This window comes from Caenimonas terrae, from assembly GCF_042655405.1.
GTDB lineage: Bacteria > Pseudomonadota > Gammaproteobacteria > Burkholderiales > Burkholderiaceae_C > Ramlibacter > Ramlibacter terrae_A.
Window position 1 is genome coordinate 297120 of record NZ_JBHSMF010000006.1, and the last position, 26356, is coordinate 323475.

At 69.0% G+C, this 26356-nt stretch carries 23 protein-coding genes and 2 tRNA genes; 7 read left to right on the forward strand and 18 right to left on the reverse strand.

Translation table 11 applies throughout. The features are described from left to right. Positions 1-9: 9 nt before the first annotated feature. The 7 genes from ispC to rpsB all read right to left on the reverse strand — a co-directional run bounded on the left by ispC (position 10) and on the right by rpsB (position 5953). Positions 10-1200 (reverse strand): 1-deoxy-D-xylulose-5-phosphate reductoisomerase, encoded by a 1191-nt coding sequence (ispC, locus tag ACFPOE_RS08290; protein WP_376849614.1) that lies wholly within the window; start codon positions 1198-1200, stop codon positions 10-12. Continuing rightward, positions 1197-2060 (reverse strand): phosphatidate cytidylyltransferase, encoded by an 864-nt coding sequence (locus ACFPOE_RS08295; protein ID WP_376849615.1) that lies wholly within the window; start codon positions 2058-2060, stop codon positions 1197-1199. The genes ispC and ACFPOE_RS08295 overlap by 4 nt, the downstream gene beginning before the upstream one ends. A gap of 37 nt (positions 2061-2097) precedes the next feature. Continuing rightward, a complete protein-coding gene (gene uppS, locus ACFPOE_RS08300; RefSeq protein ID WP_376849616.1) occupies positions 2098-2823 on the reverse strand; it encodes a polyprenyl diphosphate synthase in 726 nt (241 codons plus the stop codon). Between the two features lie 16 nt (positions 2824-2839). Beyond that, on the reverse strand, positions 2840-3400 hold the full coding sequence (frr, locus tag ACFPOE_RS08305; protein WP_376849617.1) for a ribosome recycling factor: 561 nt from the start codon (positions 3398-3400) through the stop codon (positions 2840-2842). A gap of 27 nt (positions 3401-3427) precedes the next feature. Beyond that, the gene (gene pyrH / locus ACFPOE_RS08310; protein WP_376849618.1) at positions 3428-4150 is read right to left on the reverse strand and encodes a UMP kinase; all 723 of its coding nucleotides are present in this window, start codon (positions 4148-4150) and stop codon (positions 3428-3430) included. Between the two features lie 47 nt (positions 4151-4197). After that, on the reverse strand, positions 4198-5121 hold the full coding sequence (gene tsf / locus ACFPOE_RS08315; protein WP_376849619.1) for a translation elongation factor Ts: 924 nt from the start codon (positions 5119-5121) through the stop codon (positions 4198-4200). Positions 5122-5200: 79 nt separating this feature from the next. Continuing rightward, complete coding sequence (rpsB, locus tag ACFPOE_RS08320) at positions 5201-5953, reverse strand: 30S ribosomal protein S2 (RefSeq protein WP_376849620.1); 753 nt, start codon at positions 5951-5953, stop codon at positions 5201-5203. Positions 5954-6138: 185 nt separating this feature from the next. Here rpsB and ACFPOE_RS08325 point away from each other — a divergent pair, with 185 nt between their 5' ends. The 3 genes from ACFPOE_RS08325 to ACFPOE_RS08335 are packed head-to-tail and all read left to right on the forward strand — an operon-like array spanning position 6139 to position 10242. Further along, positions 6139-7482 carry an amidase gene (locus tag ACFPOE_RS08325; RefSeq protein ID WP_376849621.1) on the forward strand — a complete coding sequence of 448 codons (1344 nt, stop codon included), beginning with the start codon at positions 6139-6141 and terminating at the stop codon, positions 7480-7482. A 28-nt stretch (positions 7483-7510) separates the two neighbouring features. Then, a complete protein-coding gene (locus tag ACFPOE_RS08330; protein ID WP_376849622.1) occupies positions 7511-8782 on the forward strand; it encodes a D-amino acid dehydrogenase in 1272 nt (423 codons plus the stop codon). A gap of 23 nt (positions 8783-8805) precedes the next feature. Beyond that, the gene (locus tag ACFPOE_RS08335; protein WP_376849623.1) at positions 8806-10242 is read left to right on the forward strand and encodes an NAD(P)H-hydrate dehydratase; all 1437 of its coding nucleotides are present in this window, start codon (positions 8806-8808) and stop codon (positions 10240-10242) included. 6 nt (positions 10243-10248) lie between these two features. Here the strand turns inward: ACFPOE_RS08335 and ACFPOE_RS08340 are convergent, their stop codons facing one another. Further along, positions 10249-11013 (reverse strand): SDR family oxidoreductase, encoded by a 765-nt coding sequence (locus ACFPOE_RS08340; RefSeq protein WP_376849624.1) that lies wholly within the window; start codon positions 11011-11013, stop codon positions 10249-10251. A gap of 21 nt (positions 11014-11034) precedes the next feature. Beyond that, positions 11035-13278, reverse strand: coding sequence for a ribonuclease R (rnr, locus tag ACFPOE_RS08345; RefSeq protein WP_376850624.1), 2244 nt, complete (start codon positions 13276-13278; stop codon positions 11035-11037). A 55-nt stretch (positions 13279-13333) separates the two neighbouring features. Between rnr and ACFPOE_RS08350 the strand changes: the two genes are divergently transcribed. Then, positions 13334-13418 (forward strand) — tRNA-Leu (locus ACFPOE_RS08350). A 130-nt stretch (positions 13419-13548) separates the two neighbouring features. On the opposite strand, the gene rimO is transcribed toward ACFPOE_RS08350, so the two are convergent. The 5 genes from rimO to ACFPOE_RS08375 form a co-directional block, all read right to left on the reverse strand. Next, a complete protein-coding gene (rimO, locus tag ACFPOE_RS08355) occupies positions 13549-14955 on the reverse strand; it encodes a 30S ribosomal protein S12 methylthiotransferase RimO (RefSeq protein WP_376849625.1) in 1407 nt (468 codons plus the stop codon). A gap of 29 nt (positions 14956-14984) precedes the next feature. After that, positions 14985-15497, reverse strand: a complete 513-nt coding sequence (gene phaR, locus ACFPOE_RS08360) for a polyhydroxyalkanoate synthesis repressor PhaR (RefSeq protein WP_376849626.1) — start codon at positions 15495-15497, stop codon at positions 14985-14987. A gap of 194 nt (positions 15498-15691) precedes the next feature. Continuing rightward, positions 15692-15768 (reverse strand) — tRNA-Val (locus ACFPOE_RS08365). A gap of 56 nt (positions 15769-15824) precedes the next feature. Next, on the reverse strand, positions 15825-18026 hold the full coding sequence (locus ACFPOE_RS08370; RefSeq protein WP_376849627.1) for a RelA/SpoT family protein: 2202 nt from the start codon (positions 18024-18026) through the stop codon (positions 15825-15827). After that, entirely contained in the window at positions 17998-18939 is a 942-nt protein-coding gene (locus ACFPOE_RS08375; RefSeq protein WP_376849628.1) for an alpha/beta fold hydrolase, read from the reverse strand. The genes ACFPOE_RS08370 and ACFPOE_RS08375 overlap by 29 nt, the downstream gene beginning before the upstream one ends. A gap of 78 nt (positions 18940-19017) precedes the next feature. Here ACFPOE_RS08375 and ACFPOE_RS08380 point away from each other — a divergent pair, with 78 nt between their 5' ends. After that, positions 19018-19788, forward strand: coding sequence for a 3-hydroxybutyrate dehydrogenase (locus tag ACFPOE_RS08380; protein WP_376849629.1), 771 nt, complete (start codon positions 19018-19020; stop codon positions 19786-19788). 7 nt (positions 19789-19795) lie between these two features. Here the strand turns inward: ACFPOE_RS08380 and ACFPOE_RS08385 are convergent, their stop codons facing one another. Genes ACFPOE_RS08385 through ACFPOE_RS08395 form a run of 3 tightly spaced genes read right to left on the reverse strand, consistent with a single transcriptional unit; the run spans position 19796 to position 23141 of the window. Continuing rightward, a complete protein-coding gene (locus ACFPOE_RS08385; RefSeq protein ID WP_376849630.1) occupies positions 19796-20494 on the reverse strand; it encodes an SIMPL domain-containing protein in 699 nt (232 codons plus the stop codon). Between the two features lie 18 nt (positions 20495-20512). Continuing rightward, positions 20513-21700, reverse strand: a complete 1188-nt coding sequence (locus tag ACFPOE_RS08390; protein ID WP_376849631.1) for a DUF1501 domain-containing protein — start codon at positions 21698-21700, stop codon at positions 20513-20515. Between the two features lie 4 nt (positions 21701-21704). Next, positions 21705-23141 carry a DUF1800 domain-containing protein gene (locus ACFPOE_RS08395; protein ID WP_376849632.1) on the reverse strand — a complete coding sequence of 479 codons (1437 nt, stop codon included), beginning with the start codon at positions 23139-23141 and terminating at the stop codon, positions 21705-21707. Positions 23142-23308: 167 nt separating this feature from the next. On the opposite strand from ACFPOE_RS08395, the gene ompR reads away from it, so the two are divergent. Both ompR and ACFPOE_RS08405 read left to right on the forward strand, forming a co-directional pair. Then, positions 23309-24040, forward strand: coding sequence for an osmolarity response regulator transcription factor OmpR (gene ompR, locus ACFPOE_RS08400; RefSeq protein ID WP_376849633.1), 732 nt, complete (start codon positions 23309-23311; stop codon positions 24038-24040). Positions 24041-24191: 151 nt separating this feature from the next. Continuing rightward, on the forward strand, positions 24192-25574 hold the full coding sequence (locus tag ACFPOE_RS08405) for a sensor histidine kinase (protein ID WP_376850625.1): 1383 nt from the start codon (positions 24192-24194) through the stop codon (positions 25572-25574). Between the two features lie 94 nt (positions 25575-25668). Here the strand turns inward: ACFPOE_RS08405 and ACFPOE_RS08410 are convergent, their stop codons facing one another. After that, on the reverse strand, positions 25669-26346 hold the full coding sequence (locus tag ACFPOE_RS08410; RefSeq protein WP_376849634.1) for an ArsR/SmtB family transcription factor: 678 nt from the start codon (positions 26344-26346) through the stop codon (positions 25669-25671). Positions 26347-26356: the final 10 nt, after the last annotated feature.

The window sequence follows — 26356 nt, forward strand, 5'->3', positions numbered from 1 at the left end:
TGGATTCCTTCACGGGCGCATCCGGCCGATGGCTTGCCGCGCCGCGGCGCGCGCTTGCGCGTCCAGCGCCAGCAGGTCCGCCAGCCCACCGGGCTTGGAGGGGGCGAACGCCTCCAAAGTTGCGAGATTCACCGAATGGATCTGGTCGAAGCGGATCTCGCTGTCCAGGAAGGCGCTCACCGCCACCTCGTTGGCGGCATTGAGCACCGCGGTGGTTCCGGGCGCCGCCCGCAATGCCTCCCAGGCCAGCAGCAGCCCGGGGAAGCGCTGGCGATGGCCGCGGCTGTCGAAGGATTCGAAGCTCATGTCTGCCAGGGTGGAGAAATCCAGCGCCTGCGCGCCGGAGGCGACCCGTTCCGGCCAGGCCAGGCCGTAGGCGATGGGCACGCGCATGTCGGGCGTCCCCAGCTGAGCCACCACCGAGCTGTCGCGGTACTGGACCATCGAATGGATCACGCTCTGCGGATGGATCACCACCTCCAGCCGCTCGGGCTGCAGGCCGAACAGGTGGCGCGCCTCGATCACCTCCAGCGCCTTGTTCATCATGGTGGCCGAGTCCACCGAGATCTTGCGGCCCATCACCCAGTTGGGATGGGCGCAGGCCTCCTGCGGCGTGACGTTGCGCAGCGTCTCGGGCGCCCGGGTGCGGAACGGCCCGCCCGAAGCCGTGAGGATGATCTTCTCCACCCGGGCATCCCAGGTCGACGGGTCTTGCGGCAGCGACTGGAAGATCGCCGAATGCTCGCTGTCGATCGGCAGCAGCACGGCCCCGCCCTCGCGCACGGTGTCCATGAAGAACTCGCCGCCCACCACCAGCGCCTCCTTGTTGGCCAGCAGCAGCCGCTTGCCGGCGCGAGCCGCTGCCAGGCAGGAAGCCAGGCCGGCGGCGCCGACGATGGCGGCCATCACCGTATCGACCAGTTCGTGCGACGCGACCATCTCGATGGCGGCCTGGCCCGACAGCACCTGCGTGCCCAGCCGGTTGGCCTCCACCTTGTCGGCCAGCTCGCGGCCCGCCGCTTCGTCGGCCATCACGGCATAGCGCGGACGGAAGGCCGCGATCTGCTGCAGCATCAGGTCGACCTGGGTGGAAGCGCTGAGCGCAACCACCTCGAAGCGGTCCGGATGGCGCGCAATCACGTCCAGCGTATTGGCCCCCACCGAGCCGGTGGAGCCCAGGACGGCGACGCGCTGCTTCATGGCGCGAGCGACGAGGCCAGCGAGGTGAGCATCATCGCCAGCGGCAGCGTCGGCAACAGGGCATCGACGCGGTCGAGCACGCCGCCGTGGCCGGGCAGCAGGTTGCTCGAATCCTTGGCGCCGGCGCTGCGCTTGATCAGCGATTCCACCAGGTCGCCGACCACGCTCATCGCGGCCAGGAAGACCACGCCGATCAGCAGCAGCCACCAGCCATGGGCCGCCAGCCGGCTGTACAGGCTAGGCACCGGTGCCGACAGCTTCGCGTCGGCCAGCACCCAGCACACGCCCAGCACCACCACCCCGAGCATGCCGCCCCAGACGCCTTCCCAGCTCTTGCCCGGGCTGATCGCCGGCGCCAGCTTGTTCTTGGTGAACTTCAGGCCGAAGCTGCGGCCGGCGAAATAGGCGAACACGTCGGCCACCCAGACCAGCACCAGGATCGAGAGCAGGAAGTTCACGCCGATGGCACGGGCCTGCGCCACCGCCAGCCACGCCACCCAGAGCGCCAGCACGCCGGCCACCAGCCGGACCGCCTGGTGGATCCGCGGCCAGCCGGCAACGCCGCCGCGCAGCAGCCAGCCGCCGGCCAGCACCCAGGCCGCGCCGGCCACGCTCCACAGCAGCGGCAGGCGCTGCCCGATCAGGCCGGCCTGCCACGAGGCCGCGCACAGCAGCAGGCAGGCCAGGCCGGTGACGAGCGCGCCGGCTTGCGGCAGCCCGTTCAGGCGGCCCCACTCCCAGGCGCCGGCCGCGATCAGCACGAGCGTCACCGCTGCGAACGGGACCGGCGACGGATAGAACAGGGCCGGCAGCAGGATGGCCAGCAGCACGAGCGCGGTGATGATGCGTTGCTTGAGCATGGAGGACGCGGTCAGGCCACGGTCATGGGACAGGCCGTCACGCGACCTTCTTGCTGCTGCCAGGGGCGATTTGTTCGGATGTCCTGCCGAAGCGCCGCTCGCGCGCGGCGTAGTTGGCGATGGCCTCGTCGATCGCCGCTTCGTCGAAGTCGGGCCAGAGCTTGTCGCTGAAGTACAGCTCCGCATACGCCGCCTGCCACAGCAGGAAATTGCTCAGGCGCTGCTCGCCGCCGGTGCGGATCAGCAGGTCAGGGTCGGGCACATGGGCCAGCGCCATGGCGCGGTCCAGGCTGGCCTCGGTGATGGCCTCGCCCCTTTGCGCCAGTCCGGCCGCGGCCTGGGCGATATCCCAGCGGCCGCCATAGTTGAAGCAGATGTTGAAGATCAGCCGGGTGTTGCCGGCGGTGGCCGTCTCGGCCTGCAACAGGCCGGCGCGCACCTTGTCCGACAGCGCGGCGCGATTGCCGACGAAATGGATGCGCACGCCCTCTGCATGCAGCTGCGGCACCTCGCGCGACAAGGCGACGGCCAGCAGCTCCATCAGCCCGGAGACTTCCTCGGGCGGCCGGTTCCAGTTCTCGGAGGAAAACGCGAACACCGTCAGCACCCGCACGCCGCGCTCGCCGCAGTGGCGCACGCAGGCCCGCATCGCGTCGACGCCCTTCTTGTGGCCGGCCACGCGCGGCAGGTAGCGCTTGGTGGCCCAGCGGCCGTTGCCGTCCATGACGATGGCGATGTGGTGGGGAACCGCGCTGGCGTTCATCGGGGGATCGGCGCGGTCAGACCGCGAGGATTTCCTGTTCCTTGCTGGCCACCATCTGGTCGATCGCGATGACGTGCTTGTCCGTCACCTTCTGGATGTCGGCTTCGGCGCGCTTCTGCTCGTCTTCCGAGGCCAGCTTTTCCTTCACCAGCTTCTTGACCGCCTCGTTGGCGTCGCGGCGCAGGTTGCGCACGGCGATCTTGGCCGCTTCGCCTTCATGGCGCACCAGCTTGGTCATCTCCTTGCGGCGCTCCTCGCTCATCGGCGGCATCGGCACCCGGATCAGGTCGCCCATCGAGGCCGGGTTCAGGCCCAGGTCGCTCTCGCGGATGGCCTTCTCGATCTTGGCGCCCATGCCCTTTTCCCAGGGCTGGACGCTGATCGTGCGGGCATCGAGCAGCGACACGTTGGCGACCTGGCTGATCGGCACCGAGGAGCCGTAGTAATCCACGTGCACCGTGTCCAGCAGGCCGGGATTGGCGCGGCCGGTGCGGATCTTGGTCAGGTTGTGCTGGAAAGCGGCGATGGACTGGTCCATCTTGGCTTCCGTGGTCTTCTTGATTTCAGCTAGCGTCATCTGGCTTTCTCCTGAATCGCAGGCTTCTTATGCATACACCAGGGTGCCTTCGTCCTCGCCCAGCACCACTCGCTTGAGGGCACCGTGCTTGAAGATCGAGAACACCTTGATCGGCAGCTTCTGGTCGCGGCACAGCGCAAAGGCCGTGGCGTCCATGATGCCCAGATTCTGCGCCATGGCGTCGTCGAAGGTGATCTTGTTGTAGCGGGTGGCCGCCGGATCGAGCTTGGGATCGGCCGTGTAGACGCCGTCCACCTTGGTCGCCTTGAGCACCAGCTCGGCGCCGATCTCCGCACCGCGCAGCGCAGCGGCGGTGTCGGTGGTGAAGAACGGGTTGCCGGTGCCGGCGGCAAAGATCACGACCTTGCCCTCTTCGAGGTATTGCAGCGCCTTGGGCCGCACGTAGGGCTCGACCACCTGCTCGATGCCGATGGCCGACATCACGCGGGCCGTCAGGCCCTGCTTGTTCATCGCGTCGCCCAGGGCGAGCGCATTCATCACGGTGGCCAGCATCCCCATGTAGTCGGCGGTGGCCCGGTCCATCCCGACCGAACCGCCCGCCACGCCGCGGAAGATGTTGCCGCCGCCGATGACGATGGCCACTTCCACGCCCATGTTCACCACCTCGGCGACCTCGCCGACGATCCGCACGATGGTGCCGCGGTTGATGCCGAAGGCGTCGTCCCCCATCAGCGACTCCCCCGACAGCTTCAACAAGATTCGCTTGTGGGCTGCGCGGGCTTCTGACATGGGACGGCTCCTTGGGTTTGGCGTGAGTTTAATGACCTTGGTGATGCTCAGGCCGCCTGCTTGGCGGCGGCAACCTGCGCTGCCACCTCGGCCGCGAAGTCGTCGACCTTCTTCTCGATGCCTTCGCCGACCACGTAAAGCGTGAAGCCTTTCACGGTGGTGCCGGCCGCCTTGAGCATCTGCTCCACGGTCTGCTTGTCGTTCTTCACGAACGGCTGGTTGAACAGCGAGACTTCCTTGAGGAATTTCTGCACGCCGCCCTCGATGCGCTTGGCGACGATCTCGGCCGACTGCGCCGGCTTGCCGGCGGCCTCGGCCACCTTGCGGTCCTCGTCGGCCTTGCCGGTGGCAACGGCACGCTCCTTGGCGATCACGTCGGCCGGCACGTCGGCGCTGGTGAGCGCGACCGGCTTCATGGCGGCCACGTGCATCGCCACGTCCTTGGCGGCGGCTTCGTCGCCGTCGAACTCCACGACCACGCCGATGCGGGTGCCGTGCAGGTAGGCGGCCAGCTTGCTGGCGCCTTCGAAGCGCTTGAAGCGGCGGAAGGTCATGTTCTCGCCGATCTTGCCGATCAGGCCCTTGCGCACGTCTTCCAGCGTGGGGCCGAAGCTGTCCTGGCTGTACGGGAGCGCGCCCAGCGCAGCGATGTCGGCGGGGTTGTTCTTCGCGATCAGGTCGGCGGCGGCCTGGCACATCGCCAGGAAGCTGTCGTTCTTGGTGACGAAGTCGGTTTCGCAGTTGGTTTCAAGCAGCGCGCCGGTCGTGCCGTTGATGGACGCGGTGACCACGCCTTCGGCGGTGATGCGCGAGGCGGCCTTGCCGGCCTTGTTGCCCAGCTTGATGCGCAGCAGCTCTTCGGCCTTCTCGAAATTGCCCTCGGCCTCGGTCAGGGCCTTCTTGCATTCCATCATCGGCGCGTCGGTCTTGGCGCGCAGTTCGGCGACCATGCTAGCGGTGATTGCAGCCATTTTGTCCTCGTATCGTTCAGTTCAATTCAGTTAGAAAAAAGGGGCTACCAGAGCCCCTTCTTCGGCTTGGGCCGGGCTCTCAGGCAGCGGCGCCTTCGTTGACTTCGACGAATTCATCGCCGCCTTCCTTGACCGCCTTGACCACGTCGCTCTGGGCGCTGGAACGGCCTTCCAGGATCGCGTCGGCGATGCCGCGGGCGTACAGCGTGACCGCCTTGGACGAGTCGTCGTTGCCCGGGATCACGTAGTCGATGCCTTCGGGCGAGTGGTTGGAGTCCACCACGCCGACCAGCGGAATGCCCAGCTTCTTGGCTTCGGACACGGCGATCTTGTGGAAGCCCACGTCGATCACGAAGATCGCGTCCGGCAGCGTCGTCATGTCCTGGATGCCGCCGATGTCCTTCTCGAGCTTCTCCATCTCGCGGGCGAACATCAACTGCTCCTTCTTGCTCATCGCTTCCAGGCCGGCTTCCTGCTGGGCCTTCATGTCCTTCAGGCGCTTGATCGAGGTCTTGACCGTCTTGAAGTTGGTCAGCATGCCGCCGAGCCAGCGCTGGTTGACGTAAGGCACGCCGGCGCGCTTGGCTTCGGCGGCGATGGTGTCGCGGGCCTGGCGCTTGGTGCCCACCAGCAGGATGGTGCCGCGGTTGGCGGACAGCTGCTTGGCGAACTTCATCGCGTCCTGGAACATCGGCAGCGATTTTTCCAGGTTGATGATGTGGATCTTGTTGCGGTGGCCGAAGATGAACGGGGCCATCTTGGGGTTCCAGAAGCGGGTCTGGTGGCCGAAATGGACACCTGCTTCCAGCATTTCGCGCATGGATACTGACATGAGATTGACTCCGAAGGTTGGGTCTAAAATCCAGCCCGAAATCGCTTTCGCCTTGAGGCGGCAGCAACACCTTGGTGGGCCGGTTTGGGAATGGCGTCGCGACGGATTCGCGGCGCCTGTTTCGCAAGCAGCTCGCGCTACCAGCAAAACCCAAAGATTATAGCAGGAAAGAGGCCGCCTCCCCCATGCATGCCGACCTCCACACCACCCGGGAACGCCTGCGCGCGGGCCTGGCCGGCGCCCCCGCCGAGATCGAACAAGCCATCGCCATCGCGCAGTCGCCGGCCTGCGAGCACGTGTTCCTCAAGACCCGCTTCGAGGCGGCCCGGGCCGAGGCCGCCGACGGCGCCAACGCCGCCCGCCCGCTGGCCGGGCTGGCCGTGTCGATCAAGGACCTGTTCGACGCCGCCGGGGAGACCACCGCCGCCGGCTCGGTGGTGCTGGCCGACGCGCCGCCGGCGACCCGGGACTGCCCCGCCGTCGCCCGGCTGAGGGCGGCCGGCGGCGTCGTCATCGGCCGCACCAACATGAGCGAGTTCGCGTACTCGGGCGTCGGCATCAATCCGCACTTCGGCACGCCGGCCAACGCGGCCGACCCGAAGCAGCCGCGCATTCCCGGCGGCTCCTCCTCGGGCGCGGCGGTGTCGGTCGCCACCGGCGCGGCCTTCATCGGGCTGGGCTCGGACACCGGCGGCTCGATCCGGATCCCGGCGGCCCTCAACGGCATCGTCGGCTTCAAGTGCACCGCCAGCCTGGTGCCGCTGGACGGCGCCCTGCCGCTGTCGACCACGCTGGACACGGTCTGCGCGATGACCCGGTCGGTGCGCGACGCGATGCTGGCGCACGAGATCCTGTCGGCGCGGCCGCTCACCCGCAGCAACGCGCCCCTGTCGAGCTACCGGCTGGCCGTGCCGGCCACGCTGATGCTCGACGGGCTGGATCCGACCGTCGCCCGCGCCTTCGAACGCAGCCTGCAGGCGCTGCGCGCGGCCGGCGCGGCGATCTCGCAGATCGAACTCCCCGAGATCCGGGACGTGGCCACCGTGCTGGCCGGCGGCGGCTTTTCCGCCGCCGAAAGCTATGCCTGGCACCGCAAGCTGCTGGCCAGGGATGGCGAGCGCTACGACCCGCGGGTGCGGTTCCGGATCGAGAAGGGCGCGGCCATGAAGGCCTGGGAGTATCTCGACCTGGTGGTGGCGCGGCGCGCGTGGATCGCGCGGATGGAGCAGGCGATGCGCGGCTTCGACGCGCTGCTGTCGCCCACGGTGCCGATGGTCGCCCCCCTGATCGCCGGCCTCGCCCCCGGCAGCGAGCGCGACGCCGAGTTCATGCGCGTCAACCCCCTGCTGCTTCGCAACACCAGCGTCGTCAACGTGCTGGACGGCTGCGCGATCTCGATTCCCTGCCAGGCCGCCGGCGAGTTGCCGGTGGGCCTGATGCTTTGGCACGGCGCCCTGCACGACGATACGATCCTGAACATCGCGCAGCAGGCCGAAGCCGCACTCGCACCAGCATCAAGGGATCAATGAACACCGCCATCGCAGCAGAAAGACGTCGATGAACCTCGCCGTCGTGGGCGCCGGCATCATCGGCGTGACCACAGCCTACGAGCTGGCCGCCGATGGTCACCAGGTCACAGTCTTCGAGCGCCGCGGCGCCGTCGCCGAGGAAACCAGTTTCGCCAACGCCGGCGTGATCGCACCGGGAGCCGTCACGCCCTGGGCCGCGCCCGGCATGCCGGCCAAGGTGGCGCGCTACCTGTTCAGCCGCCACGCGCCGGTGCGGGTGTCCCTGCCGCTGACGTCGGCGGAGATCGGCTGGATGTGGAAATGGCGGCGCGCCTGCAAGCTGGAGAGCTACCTGGCCAACCGCGCGCGGATGCAGCGGCTGGCCTTCTACAGCCGCTCGCGGCTGCACCAGCTCACCGAGGACCTGAAGCTGGAATACGACCGCAGCACCGGCTACCTGGTGCTGCTGCGCTCGGAAAAGGACAGCAAGCTGGTGCAGCCCGGCCTGCAGGTGCTGCGCGACGCCGGCGTGCCGTTCCGCGAGATCGACGCCGCCCAGGCCCGGACACTGGAGCCGGCCCTCAACCCGGACACGCAGTTCCTCGGCGCCGTGCACCTGCCGGACGACGAGGTCGGCAACTGCCGCCAGTTCGCGCTGCTGCTCAAGGGCCAGGCCCAGCGCCTGGGCGTGAACTTCGAATTCAACAGCACCGTCGCGCCGCTGGACCCGGCGCAGCCCTGCACCTTGACCATTGGATCCGACGGCGGCCAACCGCGCCAGCAGCGCTTCGACGCCGTCGTGGTCTGCGGCGCGCTCGATTCGGCGCTGCTGCTGCGCCCGCTGGGACTGAAGCTGCCGCTGGCGGCGGTGCACGGCTACTCGATCAGCGCCCCGATCCGCGAGCCGCTGAATGCCCCGCGCAGCGCCCTGATGGACGAGCGCTACAAGGTCGCGATCTCGCGCCTGGGCAACCGAGTGCGGGTGGCCGGCAGCGCCGAGATCGGCGGCTCGCCGACCAGCAAGCACGCGGCCGCGATCCAGACGCTGTACAAGGTGCTGCACGACTGGTTTCCGGGCGCCGCCCAGATCTCCAACACCGGCGCCGCCGTGCAGGAGTGGAAAGGCGCGCGCCCGATGCTGCCCGACGGACCGCCGGTGCTGGGCGCCACCGGCATTCCCGGCGTCTGGATCAACCTGGGGCACGGCTCCAGCGGCTGGGCGCTGTCCTGCGGCAGTGCCCGCGCGGTCGCCGACCTGATGAGGGGCCGCACCCCCGAAGTGGACCTCGAGGGCCTGGGCATCGAGCGGTTGGCGGCCTGAGGACGCCCTGCCAGAATCGGGCCATGCACCCGATTCGACCCGACCGCCGCTGGCCGCTGCACGACATCGCCACGACGCGGCAGATCGAACAGGCCGCGGCGGCAGCGCTGCCCCCGCACACGCTGATGGAGCGCGCCGGCCTGGCGGTGGCGCGGCTGGCGCTCGCTCTCGCACCCCACGCCCGGCGGATCTGGATCGCCTGCGGTCCCGGCAACAACGGCGGCGACGGCCTGGAAGCGGCGATGCACCTGCAGCGCTGGGGCAAGGCGCCCCAGCTGACATGGCTGGGAGACGAGGGCAAGGCGCCGGCCGATGCGCTGGCGTCGCTGCAGCGGGCCCGGCAGGCCGGTGTCGCCTTCGGCGCTGCGCCGCCGCCGGACTGGGACTTCGCCATCGATGCGCTGCTGGGCATCGGCGGCGCGCGCTCGCCGCAAGGCCGGATGGCCGAGTGGATCGCCGCCCTGAATTCAGGCGGCCAGTCCGTGCTCGCGGTCGACGTGCCATCGGGCCTCGATGCAGACACGGGCAACGGCGCCGCCGTCCGCGCCACCCACACGCTGAGCCTGCTCACGCTCAAGCGCGGCCTGTTCACGGCCCACGGACGCGACGCAGCGGGGGCGATCTGGTTCGACGAACTCGGCCTCTTGCCCGGCACGGGGGACGGCGCACCGACCGCATGGCTGTCATCGCCCGCCGCGGCATCGACGCGGCTGCACGCATCGCACAAGGGCAGCTACGGCGATGTGGCTGTGATCGGGGGCGCGCCGGGCATGGCCGGCGCGGCGCTGCTGGCCGGGTCGGCGGCGCTGCACGGCGGCGCCGGCCGCGTCTTCGTCGGCCTGCTGGACGCCGACACGCTGAAGGTGGACAGCGCCCAGCCGGAACTGATGCTGCGGCCCTGGGATTCGCTGGACCTGGGCGCGATGAGCGTCGCATGCGGCTGCGGCGGCGGCGAAGCGGTGCGCGCCGCGCTGCCCAAGGTGCTGTCAACCGCGCGCGCCCTGGTGCTGGACGCCGACGCATTGAACGCGGTCGCCGCCGACCCGCAACTGCAGCTGCAACTGAAGGCGCGGGCCGGCCGCGGCCGCGCCACCGTCATCACGCCGCATCCGCTGGAGGCGGCGCGCCTGCTGGGCAGCTCCGCCGCCCAGGTCCAGGCGGACCGGTTGGCGGCGGCGCGCGAACTTGCGCAGCGCTTCTCGTGCGTCGCGGTGCTCAAGGGTTCGGGCAGCATCACCGCCGGCCCGGGCGAGGTTCCGTTGGTCAATTTCACCGGCAACGCAAGGCTGGCCACCGCAGGCACCGGCGACGTGCTGGCAGGGATGGTTGCCGCGCGCCTGGCGCAGGGACGGGACGCGATGCGCGCCGCGAGCGAGGCCGTGCATGCGCACGGCGCCTGCGCCGACCGCTGGCCGGACGGCGAGCCGCTCACCGCCGGAGAACTGGCGCGCCGGGCCTGAGGGCCGTCAGCCGCGGCCCACGAAGGGCATCTTGGTGGCCATCACCGTGTGGAACAGCACATTGGCCTCCAGCGGCAGGTTGGCCATGTACAGCACCGAGGTGCCGACGATCGCGGCGTCCATCAGCGGCTCCGGCTTGATCTCGCCGTTGGCCTGCGGCACGCCCTTGGCCATCCGCGCCGCCAGGTCGGTCATCGCGTTGCCGATGTCGATCTGGCCGACGGCGATGTCGTACTTGCGGCCGTCGAGCGCAGCCGTCTTGGTCAGGCCCGTCACCGCATGCTTGGTCGCGGTGTAGGCGATCGAGCCCGGGCGCGGCGCATGGGCCGAGATCGAGCCGTTGTTGATGATGCGTCCGCCCATCGGCTGCTGCGCCTTCATCGTGCGGAAGGCCTGCTGGATGCAATAGAACATCCCGTTCAGGTTGGTGTCCACCACCCGCTTCCAGTCCTCGATCGCGATGTCTTCCAGCGCCGCGCCGCCCAGGCCCATGCCGGCGTTGTTGAACACCAGGTCGACCCGGCCGAAGGCTTGCACCGTCGCCTCGAACAGCGCCTTGACCGAGGCCGGATCGGTGACGTCGGTGGGCACTGCCAGCGCCCGCGCCCCGGCGCCGGATTCGGTCGCGACCTGTTGCAGCGCGTCGGCACGGCGGCCGGCCAGCGCGACGCTCCAGCCGTCGCCCAGCAGCGCCAGCGCCGCGGCCTTGCCGATGCCCGAACCGCCGCCGGTGACGATCGCGATCCTGCCCTTGTTGTTGTTGTCAGCCATGTGTCTTTCCTCGTTGTCCTGCTATCGCCGGCTCTTGCGCCCGCTCTTGCTCTTGGTGGTGGCGGCCTTCTTGACCGCGGACTTGAGCGCCTGGATCGGCGAGCGCGCCCGCTCACCGGTCGCCGGCGCCGTCTTGCGGGCAGCACGCTTGACCGATGCCTTCGCCGGCACGCCGTTGCCGGCAGCAGCGGGGACGCCCTTGTCCTTCATCGCGCGGTTGACCAGCTCCTCGCCCTCGCGCACCAGGCGGAAGTCGATCTTGCGGCCATCCAGGTCGACGCGGCTGACCTGCACCCGCACCCGTGTGCCGATCGCATAGCGGATGCCGGTGCGCTCGCCGCGCAATTCCTGGCGCGCCTCGTCGAACTTGAAGTACTCGCCGCCCAGTTCCGTGATGTGCACCAGGCCCTCGACGTACATCGCGTCGAGCGTGACGAAGATGCCGAAGGTCGTCGCCGAGGTGACGACGCCGCCGTATTCCTCGCCGAGGTGCTCGCGCATGTACTTGCACTTGAGCCAGGCCTCGACGTCGCGGCTGGCCTCGTCGGCCCGCCGCTCGTTGGCGCTGCAATGCAGGCCCGCCGCCTCCCAGGCCTGCACTTCGCGGCTGGGCGGCTGCACCGGCTTCTTCAGCTTGTTGGTCGGGGCGCGGACCCGGGCCGCGAGCCGGCGCGCCAGCTTCTCGTGCGCCTCGCCGGGGGTCGGCAGCACCGGCAGCTGGTAGCGCTCGTTGGACAGGATGGCCTTGATCACGCGGTGCACCAGCAGGTCCGGGTAGCGCCGGATCGGGCTGGTGAAGTGCGTATAGGCGTCGTAGGCCAGGCCGAAGTGGCCGCTGTTGATCGGCGTGTAGATCGCCTGCGACATCGAGCGCAGCAGCATGCTGTGGATCTGCAGCGCGTCCGGCCGCTCCTTGGTGGCCTCGGCCACGCGCTGGAATTCGCCCGGCGCCGGGTCCTCGCTGACGGTGACTCCGACGCCGATCGCCTTGAGGTAGTTGCGCAGCAGCTCCACCTTCTCGGGCGTCGGGCCTTCATGCACGCGGTACAGGCCCGGGTGCTTGCTTTCCTGGATGTAGTCGGCGCTGCAGACGTTGGCCGCCAGCATCGATTCCTCGATCAGGCGGTGCGCCTCGTTGCGGGTGCGCGGCACGATCTGCTCGATGCGGCCGCTGTCGTCGCAGATGATCTGCGTTTCGGTGGTCTCGAAGTCCACTGCCCCGCGCGCCTGGCGCGCCTTGAGCAGCGCGCGGTAGACGTCCGACAGGTTCTCCAGGTCGGCGACGCGGTCCTTGCGGCGGATCGCCTCCGGCCCGCGCGTGTTGGCGAGGATCGCAGCCACCTCCGTGTACGTGAAGCGCGCATGGCTCCACATCACGGCCGGATAGAACTGGTAGGCGTAGATCTCGCCGCCGCTGTTGATCAGCATGTCGCAGACCATGCACAGCCGCTCCACCTCGGGGTTCAGGGAACAGAGCCCGTTGGACAGCTTCTCCGGCAGCATCGGGATGACCCGGCGCGGGAAGTACACGCTGGTGGCGCGTTCGTAGGCGTCGATGTCGATCGCGCTGCCGGTCTCCACGTAGTTGCTGACGTCGGCGATCGCCACCAGCAGGCGCCAGCCCTTGCCGCGCCCGACCTTGGCCGGCTCGCAGTAGACCGCGTCGTCGAAGTCGCGCGCGTCCTCGCCGTCGATGGTCACCAGCGGCACGTCGGTGAGGTCGACGCGATGCTTCTTGTCCTGCGGCCGCACCTTGTCAGGCAGCGTGCGGGCCAGCGCGATGCAGGCGTCCGAGAATTCGTGCGGCACGCCGTACTTGCGCACCGCGATCTCGATCTCCATGCCGGGGTCGTCGATCTCGCCCAGCACTTCCTTCACCCGGCCCACCGGCTGGCCGTACAGGCTGGGCGGCTCGGTCAGTTCCACCACCACGACCTGTCCCGCCTTGGCGAGCGCGGTTGCGCCCTTGGGGATCAGCACGTCCTGGCCATAGCGCTTGTCTTCCGGCGCCACCAGCCAGACGCCACTCTCGTGCAGCAGCCGCCCGATGATGGGTTGCGGCGGCCGTTCGACGATCTCGACGACGCGGCCTTCGGCCCGGCCCTTGCGGTCGTGGCGCACGATCCGCGCCTTCACGCGGTCCTTGTGCAGCACTGCGCGCATCTCGTTGGGCGGCAGGTAAATGTCGCCTTCGCCGTCGTCGCGCACCACGTATCCGTGGCCGTCGCGATGGCCGTTTATGACGCCTTCGATTTCATCGAGCAGCCCGCTGCTGATGTGTCCGATATTTTTGATATAGAATCCTTTTCTTTCCTGAAATGCCCAGGTGGCGGAATTGGTAGACGCACTAGTTTCAGGTACTAGCGAGTAACATCGTGGGGGTTCGAGTCCCTTCCTGGGCACCAATCATAAAGCCGGCTTTGCCGGCTTTGTTTTGTGTGCAAGCACACGTGAAAGCCGCCTTCGAATGGCGGCTTTTTCTTTGGCCGGTCGCCGGCTTTTCGCCGGCGTGGCCACGCAAACCTTGGCGCAACATCAGATCGGCACGGCCACGAGGTCGTGGCCCTGCGTGTCGACGATCCGCGCGCGCGTGAATTCGCCGACCTTGAGCTGCTTGCTGATCTTCTCCGGCGGCAGCAGGCGCACCGTGCCGTCGATCTCCGGCGCGTCGGCATAGGAGCGGCCCACGCCGCCCTTGCGGCCCAGCGCGGGCGCGGAATCCACCAGCACCTGCATGGTCGCGCCGATGCGCTGGCGCAGCTTGTCGGCCGAGACCTGTTCGGCCACGGCCATGAAGCGGGCCCGGCGCTCCTCGCGCACTTCCTGCGCCAGCATGCCGGGAATGTCGTTGGCGGCGGCGCCCTTGACCGGGCTGTAGGCAAAGCAGCCTGCGCGGTCGATCTGCGCCTCGCGCACGAAGTCCAGCAGGTGCTGGAATTCCGCTTCGGTTTCGCCCGGAAAGCCGGCGATGAAGGTGCTGCGCACGACGATCTGCGGACAGGTGTCGCGCCAGCGCTGGATGCGCTCCAGGTTCTTCTCGCCGCTGGCCGGCCGCTTCATGCGGCGCAGCACGTCCGGGTGGCTGTGCTGCAGCGGCACGTCCAGGTAAGGCAGGACCTTGCCCGTCGCCATCAGCGGAATCACTTCATCGACAGATGGGTATGGATAGACGTAATGCAAGCGCACCCAGGCGCCGTAGGGCTCGGCGATCTCGCCCAGCGCCTGCACCAGCTCCAGCATGCGGGTGCGGATCGGCCTGCCCTCATAGAAGCCGGTGCGGTACTTGACGTCGACGCCGTAGGCCGAGGTGTCCTGGCTGACCACCAGCAGTTCCTTCACGCCGCCCTCGAACAGCGCCTGCGCTTCCTTGAGCACGTCGCCGATCGGCCGCGACACCAGGTCGCCGCGCATCGACGGAATGATGCAGAAGGTGCAGCGGTGGTTGCAGCCCTCGCTGATCTTCAGGTAGGCGTAGTGGCGCGGCGTCAGCTTGATGCCGGCCACCCCGAACGAGTTGCGCGCGGGATCCGGCAGCAGGTCGATGAAGGGGTCGTGCGGCTTGGGCAGGTTGGCGTGGACCGCATCCATCACCTCCTGCGTCGCATGAGGGCCGGTCACGGCCAGCACCGAGGGGTGCATCTGCCGCACCAGGTTGCCGCCGTCGTCTCCCGCCTTGGCGCCCAGGCAACCGGTGACGATCACGCGGCCGTTGCCGGCCAGCGCTTCGCCGATGGTGTCCAGGCTTTCCTTGACAGCGTCGTCGATGAAGCCGCAGGTGTTGACGATGACGAGGTCGGCGCCCTCGAAGGTCTTGGAGGTCTGGTAGCCCTCGGCGCTCAGCTGCGTGAGGATCAGCTCGGAATCGGTCAGCGCCTTCGGGCAACCGAGGCTGACGAAACCGATTTTGGGGATTTTGGTGGCAGGGGACAGGACTTCGCTCATCCCCGCATTGTCCCCGCTAAACGAAAGCCTTAGCGTTTGAGCCCGAATGCCCCGAGCATCTGCTCCTGCACCTTGTCGAACATGGACTTGGACTGCTCGACGTAGTTGCCCATCATCCCGGCCATCAGCGGGTTCTGCATGCTCATGAACTGCGCCCACATCTCGGGCGACACCGTCTTGGACTGCTCGGCCAGCTTGGCCTGGATGTCGGTGAAGGCCTGGACGTTCTTCTCGAGGTAGGTGCCCATGAAGCCCTGCGCCGAGTGGCCGTAGAAGCGGATGATGTTGGCCAGCGCGACCTCGCTGAACATCGGTGCGCCGCCCGCTTCCTCTTCCAGAATGATCTGCAGCAGGATGCTGCGCGTCAGGTCCTCGTTGGTCTTGGCATCCCGCACCACGAAGGGCTCGCTGTCCATCACCAGGTGCTTGACTTCCGCCAGCGTGATGTAGGTGGACGTGTCGGTGTCGTAGAGCCTGCGGTTGGGGTACTTCTTGATGACGCGCTGCGCCGGCTTGGCCGCGGGGGCTTTCTTGCTTTGCACTGGGGGGCTCCTGGTCGCCGCGTGGCTCGTGGCCCGCCGCGTATGGGTATTGCAGTGCAGCACATTCTAGGGACGGGGACCGCCCCGGGTCCGGGGTTTAACCCTTACGCGGCGGGCCGCGGTTCGGCAGCGCCGGGCTAGCCGCCAAAAGGAAAAAGCCCCGCTCCTCGAATGAGAAACGGGGCTGTCGAAATTGGTAGGCGCGATTGGACTCGAACCAACGACCCCCACCATGTCAAGGTGGTGCTCTAACCAGCTGAGCTACGCGCCTAAAGTCTGTCCGAAGCCTTCGATTATAGCAGAGGCCGGCGGCGGCTTTGCCGCGGATCAGCGCCGGCGCGCCGAACGCACGCCGCGCACTTCGGCCACCACCAGCAAGACCTTGGCCAGCCGGGCCGAATCGGCCACTTCCACCGTGAACGTCATCCAGGCCGTGCCCTTCACGGACTGCGTCTGCACGCCGATCACGTTCATCTTCTCCTTGGCGAACACTTCCGAGATGTCGCGCAGCAGGCCCTGGCGGTCTGCGGCCTCCACCGAGACATCCACCGGATAGACCGCGGCGCCCTCGCCCCTGGCCTTGCCCCACTCCACCGCGATCACGCGTTCGGCGTGGCGCGCCGCCAGCTCCCGGAAGTTGCTGCAGTCGGCCCGGTGGATGCTCACGCCCTTGCCGCGCGTGACGAAGCCGCCGATCGCGTCGGGCGGCGCCGGCTTGCAGCAGCGCGCCAGCTGCGTCATCAGCGAATCGATGCCCACCACCAGCACCCCGCCCTTGTGCGCCTTCTCCGGCTGGCGCGGCTTCTTCAGCAGGAATTCCTCGGGCGCCGCCGGCGCCTCGGCCGGCCGCAGCAGCGTCTCGATGTTGCGCAGCGAGAATTCGTCCTTGCCCACCACGCCGAACAGGTCGTCGGCCGACTTGAACCCCAGGCGGGAGGCCAGGTCTTCCAGCTTGACCGAGGTCTTGCCCTCGCGCTGCAGCAGCTTCTCCACCGCCTCGCGCCCGCGGGCGACCGTCTCGTGCCGGATCTGCTCGTTGAACCACGCCCGCACCTTGGCCTTGGCCCGGTGGCTGGCCAGGAAGCCGAGGTCGGCGTTGAGCCAGTCGCGCGACGGCCCGCCCTCCTTGGCCGCGGTGATCTCCACCGTCTGGCCGTTCTGCAGCGGCGTGTTCAGCGGCACCATCACGCCGTCGATGCGGGCGCCGCGGCAGCGGTGGCCCAGGCTGGTGTGCAGCGTGTAGGCGAAGTCCACCGGCGTTGCGCCCTGCGGCAATTCCACGATCGCGGCGTCGGGCGTCAGCACATAGATGCGGTCCTCGAACAGGCCCTGGCCGGAGCCGGCCAGGTCGCGCTCCCACGCCAGCAGCTGGCGCAGCACCGCGATCTTGGCATCGTAGGCGCCGCTGGCCGACACGCCGCCGTAGCCCTTGCTGCCCGCCTCCTTGTAGGCCCAGTGCGCCGCCACGCCGTGCTCGGCGTGGTCGTGCATGGCCTGGGTGCGGATCTGGATCTCGATCGGCCGCCCTTCGCCGTCGCGCACCACCGTGTGCAGCGACTGGTAGCCATTGGGCTTGGGCCGGGCGATGTAGTCGTCGAATTCGGAATCGATGGCGTCGAAGCGGTCGTGCACCCACGCCAGCGCGGCGTAGCAGTCCTTGACGTCCGGCACGATGACCCGCAGCGCCCGCACGTCGAACACCTGGTCGAAGTCCAGCGACTTGCCGCGCATCTTCCTGACGATGCTGTAGATGTGCTTGGGCCGGCCGTGCACGTGGGCATCGATGCCCTGCGCCTTCAGCTCGCCCTCCAGCCGCGAGCGCAGCTGCTCCACGTAGCCCTCGCGCTCGGTGCGCTTCTGGTCCAGCAGCCGCGCGACCTGCTTGTACGTGTCCGGCTCCAGGAAGCGGAAGGCCAGGTCCTCCATCTCCCACTTGACCTGCCAGATGCCCAGCCGGTTGGCCAGCGGCGCGAACACGTGCAGCGCCTCGCGCGCGACCGAGGGCGGCGCCACCGTCTTGCGGGCCGCGTGGAAGCGCAGCGTCTGCAGCCGCGAGGCCAGCCGCAGCATCACCACCCGCAGGTCGCGCGAGAAGGCCAGCAGCATCTTGCGCACGTTCTCGGTCTGCAGCTTCGGGTCGTCGACCGGATTGCCGGCGTCCTCCGCCTCGCGGGTCTGCTGCTGCACCTTGACCAGCTTGGTGGTCTCCAGTGCCAGGGTGGCGTAGTTCTCGCCGAAGGCCTTGGCGATCACCTCCTGCGGCTTGGTCAGGTGGCTGCTGGCGTACACCAGGTAGCTGGCGGCCTGCATCGCCTCCGAGCCGCCCATCGACTTGAGGATCTGCGCCACGGCATCGGCGTGCTCGAGCGTGTTCTCGCCCGTGTCCAGCGTTTCGCCGGTGATGAAGGGTTCGGCGAAGGCGCGCGCCCGCGCCAGCGCACCGGCCTGCACCGGCAACGACTGCTCGGTCGCGGCGATCAGCTCCGGGACCTGGCCGCCTTCAGGGGCTTCTGCTGCCAGGCTTTTCATCGGGAGAAGGAGGTTGCAGCAGGAAGGCGGCGACCGCCTCCACCTGGTCGTCGGACACGAAAGTCGGCGCGTGGCCGACGCCGGCGAATTCCACCAGCGCCGGCTTCGGGCCGCGCCCGGTCATGGCCAGCGCCGTCGACCGCGACAGCAGGTCCGACTGCGCGCCGCGGGTCAGCAGCGTCTGCGCCTTGATGTTGTCGTACAGCTGCCAGAGAGCGGCCTCGCCCTGGGCGGCGGACGCTTCGGTGATGGTGCGAAACGGCAGCGCGATCGCCGGGTCGTAGTGCAGCGTGTAACCGCCCTCGGGGAGCGGCTTGACCATGGCCTGCGACAGCGCCAGCCATTGCTGCGGCGTGTGGGGGCCGAAGCTGGTGGAGATGGCCCACATCGCGTCGGCGGCCTGCTGCACGGAATCGAACTTGCCGGTATTGCCAAGGTAAGTGCCGATGCGCGCCAGCGCCTGCCACTGGATCGCCGGTCCGACGTCGTTGAGCACCAGCCGCCGCACCGGCGCCGGCAAGGGCAGGCCCGGCGTGCCGGCGATCGCCATGCCGATCAGCCCGCCCATGCTGGTGCCGACCCAGTCGAGCAGCGCCACCGGCGCCTGCTGGTTGAGTTGGGCGAGCATGGCCAGCATGTCCCCCGCGTAGTTGGGCAACTGATAGCCCATGGGGTCCTTGAGCCAGTCGCTGCGGCCGCGCCCGACCACGTCAGGACAGACGACGCGCAATGCGCCGCCGGCGCGCACCACCAGCGCCTGCGCCAGCACATCGAAGTCGCGGCCCTGCCTGGACAGCCCGTGGACGCAGACCACCACGTGCGGCGCAGCGGCATCGCCCCACTGCCAGAAGGCCATGCGGTGGCCGCCCGAGGCGTCGGGGCACTGTACGTAGTTCAGCGTAGGGTCGGTCATGGAAATCAATCCGCAGCATACTGTGCGGCTGCATTTTTCTTGTGTCCACGCCATCCTAATTCAAGACCGGAGACCCGCATGCTCAAAGGCAAGACCGCACTCGTGACAGGCTCGACCAGTGGCATCGGCCTGGGCATCGCCAGGGCGCTCGCGCGCCAGGGCGCCAACATCGTCGTCAACGGCTTCGGCGACGTCGACGGCCCGAAGGCGCAGATCGAGGCGCTCGGCGCCAAGACCGCCTACCACGGCGCCGACATGAGCAGGCCGGCCGAGATCGCGGACATGATGAAGTTCGCCGCCGCCACCTTTGGCCAGGTCGACATCCTGGTGAACAACGCCGGCATCCAGCACGTGGCCAGCGTCGAGGAGTTCCCGCTGGACAGGTGGGACGCCATCATCGCGATCAACCTGAGCAGCGCCTTCCACACCACCCGCCTCGCCATCCCCGCGATGCGCGCCGCCAACTGGGGCCGCATCATCAACGTGGCCTCGGCCCACGGCCTGGTCGCCTCGCCGCAGAAGTCGGCCTACGTCGCCTCCAAGCACGGCCTGGTCGGCTTCACCAAGTCGGTGGCGCTGGAGACCGCGACCACCGGCGTCACCTGCAATGCGATCTGCCCGGGCTGGGTGCTGACGCCTCTGGTGCAAAAGCAGATCGACGACCGCGCCAAGCGCGAAGGCATTTCGGTGGAGCAGGCCAAGCGCGAGCTGCTGGGAGAAAAGGAGCCCTCGCTGCAGTTCACCACGCCCGACGAACTGGGCGAGCTGGCGGTGTTCTTCTGCTCCGACGCGGCGAAGAACGTGCGCGGCGTGGCCTGGACCATGGACGGCGGCTGGACCGCCCAGTGAGCGGCAGCTAGCGCAACTGCACCGAGCCGGAGACGGTGACGACCACCGAACTCTTGCCGGCCTCGACGGGCACCGGTGCGTCGGCCTGCGCGGCCTTCATCTCCATCGCCATCATGCGCGGCCGCGGATAGCCCTGGTCGTTGCTGTTGACCGCCACTTCGCGCAGCGTGTAGCCGGAAAAACCGAAGCCGCGCGCCAGCTCCGTCGCCTTGGCCTTGAAGCGCTCGATCGCCATCGCCTGGGCTTCTCCTTCCACCCTGGCGCGCTGCTCCCGGCTCAGGCCGAAGCCGACGCCGCCCATGGTCATGGTCTGGATCCTGCCGGCGGTGGCCGTGATGCGCGGGAAGTCGCGCCCTTCCAGCACCAGCTCCGCGCTGCCGCTCCAGCCGCTGATCTTCTGGTCGCGCGTGTAGCGCGGATACAGGCTGAAGTTGCCGGTGCGCAGGTCCAGCTGGCCGGGCAGCGCGGCCTTCCTAGCTTCCGTCAGCGCCGCCTCGAGCGCGGCCTTCAGCTGGTTCTGCACCGTTGCCGCGTCGGGGCCTTCGCGGCTGGTGGTGAGGGTGAGCGACAGCAGGTCCTGCTGGACCTCCACCGTGCCGCTGGCGGACAGCTGCAGCACGTTCTGCGGCGGCGGCACGCCCTGGGCCATCGCGCCCAGCGCGCAGATCGACAGAAGGGCGGCGGCAATCAGTTTGTTCGGGTTCATGGATCTCGCGATGCGGGCTCAGGTTTTCAGGAAGCGCAGCGGCTCGAAGCGGCCGCGGACGACGCTCTCGGGGTTCACGCCCCACCAGTCGCGCGCAATCGACGCATAGAGCTGGCGGAAGTCGGTCGTGAACACCAGATTCTGCGCCCCGTCCAGCCGCGACAGGTCGGCGCCCTGGCCGTACAGGCCGCCGCGCACGGCGCCGCCGGCGATGAAGTGCGGCGCCGCCGTGCCGTGGTCGGTGCCGTTGCTCTGGTTCTGGCGCGGGCGGCGGCCGAACTCGGAAAAGGTCATCACCACGGTGCGATCCCAGGCGCCGAGTTCCGTCAGCGCCGCGCGCAACGCGACCAGGCCCTCGGCCAGTTGCCGCAGCAGGTTGGCGTGCTGGCCGGCCTGGTTCTGGTGGGTGTCGAAGCTGCCGAGCGTCAGCGTGATCACCGGAACGCCGCCGCGGCCGCGTTGCGAGGCGACGACCTGCGCCGCCGCCTGCACGCCGTTGCCGAACGCGCCGGCCGGAAAGGCGGTGGCAAAGGCATGGCGCTCGGCGCGCAGGCCCTGGGCGGCGTGGCTCACGTCGGCCTCCACCCGCAGCAGGTACTGCAGCGCCGGGTTGCCGTGCGCCGGCTGCGGCGACGCCAGGCGCGCCTCCTGCACGAAAGCTTCGGGGTTGTTCAGGGACACCGCACGGGCGCCGGCCAGCGGGCCGAAATCGCTGCTGCCGATGCGCACGCCTTCGGCGGTGAACGATGCGCTTGCAGCCAGGCCGGCCTTCATCCCGCGGGCCAGCCAGCCGTCGCCCAGGTACTCGCCCGAGCCGGAGGCCGTGTCCCAGATCTCGATCGAGCGGAAGTGCGACAGGTTGGGCTGCGGATAGCCGACGCCCTGCACGATCGCCAGCTCGTCCTTCTCCCAGAGCGCGAGCAGCGGCCTGAGCTCCGGATGCAGGCCGGTGGCCGCGTCCAGGCGCAGCACGTCGCCGGGCGCAATGGCCAGGGTGGGCCGCAGTTGCGCATACAGGGGGTCGGCAAAGGGGATGACGGTGTTGAGCCCGTCGTTGCCGCCTTTGAGTTCCACCAGGATCAGGATCCGGTCGCTGGCCGCGGCGGCGCGCCGGTCCAGCGCCTGCGCCAGGCCCGGCAGGTGGGCCCCGAGCAGCGCGGCGCCGGTCATTCCGGCGCCCAGATGAAGCAGTTGGCGGCGTTTCATTGGCTCATTTCAGTTGGTAGGCGGGGTCGAGCATCAGGGCGCGCAGCCAGGCCACGCCCACCGTGCCGGCCGGCACCGGTTGGGTCGGCGCCAGCGGCAGCATGGCGGCGGCCAGGCGGACCTGCAGCGCCGCGTCCGGCTCGCGGTCCGCGTGGCCGCCGTAGCCGGCCAGGAAGCGCTCGGCCCACGGCGGCGGGTCCTGCATGGCGCCGGCGGCGCGGAACAATTGCTCGGCGAAGTGCTTGCGCTCCAGCAGGCGGGTCGCGTCGATCCAGTCGGTGTATCCCGGCCAGCCCTTCACGTTGGGCGGCAGCAGCAGGTTCTGCCCGAGCTGGGCCGACTTGCGCACCAGCGGCAGCGGGTCGGGCGGCTGCAGCCCGAACTGCCGCACCGCGCCGACCACCAGTTCCACCGGCGACTTGATCAGGGCGCCGCGGTTCTCCGTGGCCCAGAACGCATCCGACAGCAGCAGGTCGTGCAGCACGGTGGAGATGTCATAGCCGCTGGCGCGAAAGCGGTCGGCGATGGCCTCGAACTCGGGGCCCTGCGGCGCCGGCGAGACGAACTCCTTCCACAGCTTGGCCGTGATGAAGCGCGCCGCGGCCGGCTGCTGCAGCATCAGGTCGATCACCGCGTCGCCGTCGAAGGCGCCGCTGCGGCCGAACACGGTCTTGGTGCCGCCGTCGTGGAAGGCCGGCCGCAGGCGGAAGGCGAAGTCGTCGCGCTCCACGCTCCAGCCGGTGAAAGCCCGCGCCGCCTCCCGCACGTCCTGCTCGCTGTAGCCGCCGCCCTGCGACGCCTCGCCCAGCGCGAACAGCTCCATCACTTCGCGGGCGAAGTTCTCGTTGGGCGCCTCCTTGCGGCTGCTGGCGCCGTCCAGGTACGCGAGCATGGCCGGGTCCCTTGCCACGGCATGGAGCAAGCCGGCGAAATTGCCCAGGGCCTGGGCCCGCAGCAACTGGTGCTGGCGCCACATGGCCTGCGAACGCACCACCTTCTGCTGCGAGGTGGCGAAGTGGCCGTGCCAGAACAGCGTCATCCGCTCCGCCAGCGGGGTCGGGCTGGCGACCATCTCGCTCATCCACCAGGCCTTCAGGTCCTGTCCTTCGCGCAGCTGCTGCTGGCGCCACGCCTGCCGTTGCTCGCGGGTGTCCAGCAGCCGTGGCGGGCTGGGCGGCGGCGCGTCGACGAAAGCCGGCGGCGGATTGCGGGACGCAGCCGTCCGGGCCGCCGCAATGATCCCGTCCACCGCCTGGACCGCGCCCTGCCCCACCAGGCGGTCCACTTCGGCCTGGGTGGGCGCGAAGCCTGACCTCAGCAGCAGGTGTCTGGCCTGCGCTTGGTCGAGCCGCTGCGGGGCCGCCTGGGCCGCCAAACAGGCGCAGCCGAACAGCGCCGCCGCCAGCAGCCGCCGGCAAAACGCAACAAAAAGAGCTTTCATGCCAGCAATTGGACGCGGCGGGGCCCGCTCCCGTACGGTCACCCGCGTGAAGGGATGCGCTGCGGGGCAACATTTGTAACAATAGGTCAGCCTATCGGGAAAAACCCGCACGATGGGCTGCGAGCCCTGCAGAATCGGCTCTGTTACAAATACACGTTGGGAGTGACATGAACCAAGCTGCAGCCAAAACCGACAAGATCCTGGTGGTCGACGACGACGCCCGCATCCGCGACCTGCTGCGCCGCTACCTCACCCAGGAAGGCTTCGAAGTCATCCTGGCCGAGGACGGCAAGGCGCTGAATCGCCTGATGCTGCGGGAAACGGCCGACCTGATCGTGCTGGACCTGATGATGCCGGGCGAAGACGGCCTGTCGATCTGCCGGCGCCTGCGCGCGGCCAACGACCGCACGCCGATCATCATGCTGACCGCCAAGGGCGAGGACGTGGACCGCATCGTCGGCCTGGAAGTCGGTGCCGACGACTACCTCGGCAAGCCGTTCAACCCGCGCGAACTGCTGGCTCGCGTCCATGCAGTGCTGCGCCGCCGCCCGGCCCAGGAGGCACCCGGCGCGCCCTCCAGCGACAACGAGGTGGTGAACTTCGGTCCCTTCGCGTTCGACCTGGGGGCCCGCACCCTGCGCAAGAACGGCGAGGAACTGCCCCTGACCACCGGCGAATTCGCCATGCTCAAGGCACTGGTGCGCCATCCGCGCCAGCCGCTGTCGCGCGAGAAGCTGGCCCAGCTGGCCCGCGGCCGCGAATTCGAACCTTTCGACCGCAGCCTGGACGTCCAGGTGTCGCGCCTGCGCAAGCTGGTCGAGGTGGATGCCGCTGCACCGCGTTATATTCAGACCGTGTGGGGTGTCGGCTATGTGTTCGTGCCGGACGGAGCGGGTTAAGACCTGAAGCGTCCGGCGGCCCCGGCCCCCGCGATTCATCAAGAGGCAGGGGCAAGCACATGAGCAGGGGACAGGTTTGATCCGCGCCGTCACGACCAGCATCGACGCGACCGGCCCGGCGCCGCTGGAAACGGCACCGGCGCCGCTGGAGATGCGGCCCCGCGTGGGCCTGTCGCTGTTCTGGCGTACCTTCTTCCTGCTGTCCCTGCTGCTGATCGGCAGCATCGTCGCCTGGCTCCAGACCTTCCGGGCGCTCGAATTCGAGCCGCGAGCGGTGCAGACGGCCCAGCAGATCGCCTCGCTGGTGAACCTCAGCCGCGCCGCGCTGATCCATTCCGATTCCATCCAGCGGGTCTCGCTGATCAAGGCCCTGGTCGACCAGGAAGACGTGCGCATTTCCCCGCGCGAGCCCAACGACCACTTCGTCAGCTTCGATTCGGGCGGCCTGGACACCAAGATCGTCGACGAGCTGGTGAGCCGGCTCGGGCCGGGCACGGTCGTGGCGGCCAGCGTCAACGGCATCTCGGGGCTGTGGGTCGGCTTCGGCATCGACGCGGACCGCTACTGGATCCGGCTGGACAAGGCGCGCTTCACCTCGGTCGGCAGCCGCACCTGGCTGATCTGGCTGATCACGGCGGCCGGCCTGTCGCTGGCGGGCGCCGCGCTGATCGCCCGGCTGATCAACCGGCCGCTCAAGCAGCTCTCGTTTGCCGCCAGCCGGGTGCGCGACGGCGACTTCGATGCCAGCCGCCTCGACGAGAAGGCGGTGACCAGCGAGATCCGCGAGGTCAACATCGGCTTCAACCGGATGGCGCAGCAGCTGGCCAAGATCGAGCAGGACCGCGCCGTGATGCTGGCCGGCATCTCGCACGACCTGCGCACGCCGCTGGCGCGGTTGCGGCTGGAAACCGAGATGAGCGTGGCCGACCAGGACGCGCGCGACCACATGGCGGCCGACATCGACCAGCTCGACGCCATCATCGACAAGTTCCTGGACTACGCGCGGCCGGACCACGCCGAACTCAAGCCGGTGCTGCTCAACGACGTGATCGAGGCCTGCCTCTACGCCGTGCAGGACCAGGGCGACATGCGGATCAACCTGGACATCGCCAAGGGCCTGTACGTGCTGGCCGACGAGGTGGAACTGGCCCGCGTGATCTCCAACCTGCTGGAAAACGCGCGCCGCTACGGCAAGACGCCGGAGACCGGCATCGCGGTGGTGGACATCAACGCCAAGTCACGCAACGAATGGGTGCTGCTGAAGGTGCGCGACCACGGCATGGGCGTCGCGCCGGAGGCGCTGCCCAACCTGATCAAGCCGTTCTTCCGCGGCGACGCGGCCCGCACGGCCGCCACCGGCGCCGGCCTGGGGCTGGCGATCGTCGACAAGACGGTGCAACGGATGGGCGGCATCTTCGCGCTGGCCAACACCACCTCGGGCGGCCTGGCCGCCCACATCAAGCTGCAGAAGCCAAAGGCTTCCAACAACGGAACCGAGGCGGAGCCGAACCGCGCCTCGGAATCCGTGCACTGAGCGGCAGCTTACTTTTCGACGGTCTTGTTCCAGCGGGCGTTCCACGCCGGGCGGTTCCCGTTGATCGCGGCGCGGCCCGAGCCGGGCCGCGGGTTCACCGGAACAGCGAACGGAACGCCTGCTCGCCCGGCGGCGTGAACGCCATCACGCGCGAGTCCTTGCGGCGCCGGGCCCAGCCCAGTTCGTCGATGCGTGCGAGCAGCGCCGCGCCCAGCGCCCCGCCCAGGTGGTGGCGCCGCTCGCCCCAATCCAGGCAGGGCCGGCAGAAGGCCCGCCGCTGCGAGGCCAGCGCCGGGGCGTCGATGCCGAGGGCGGAAAACCAGCCCTCTCCCTTGGGCGTCAGGCGCAATCCATCCGCTCCCGCGCTCAGCACCCGCTGCGCGAGCAGCGACTCGTACGCCAGCACGCCGAGCTCGCCGGCAAGGTGGTCGTAGCAGACCCGCGCCTTGCGCAGCGCCGGCTCGCGCGGGCTGGACCGCAGGCGCACGGCGCCGGTGCGGAACGCCACGCCCATCAGGGATTCCAGCAGGCCGGCCACGTCCTGGTCCGCCAGCCGGAAATAGCGGTGCCGGCCCTGCCGGTCGACGGCGAGCAGCCCCGCGTCCAGCAGCTTGGCCAGGTGGGCACTGATGGTCTGCTTGGTGACGCCGGCAATGCCCGCCAGTTCGGTCGCGGTCAATGCGCGGTCGGCCATCAGGGCCGTGAGCACCTCGGCGCGTGCGTGGTCGCCGATCAGCGCGGCGACGCGGGCGATGCTGGGACCGTCTTTCATGGTTCGATCG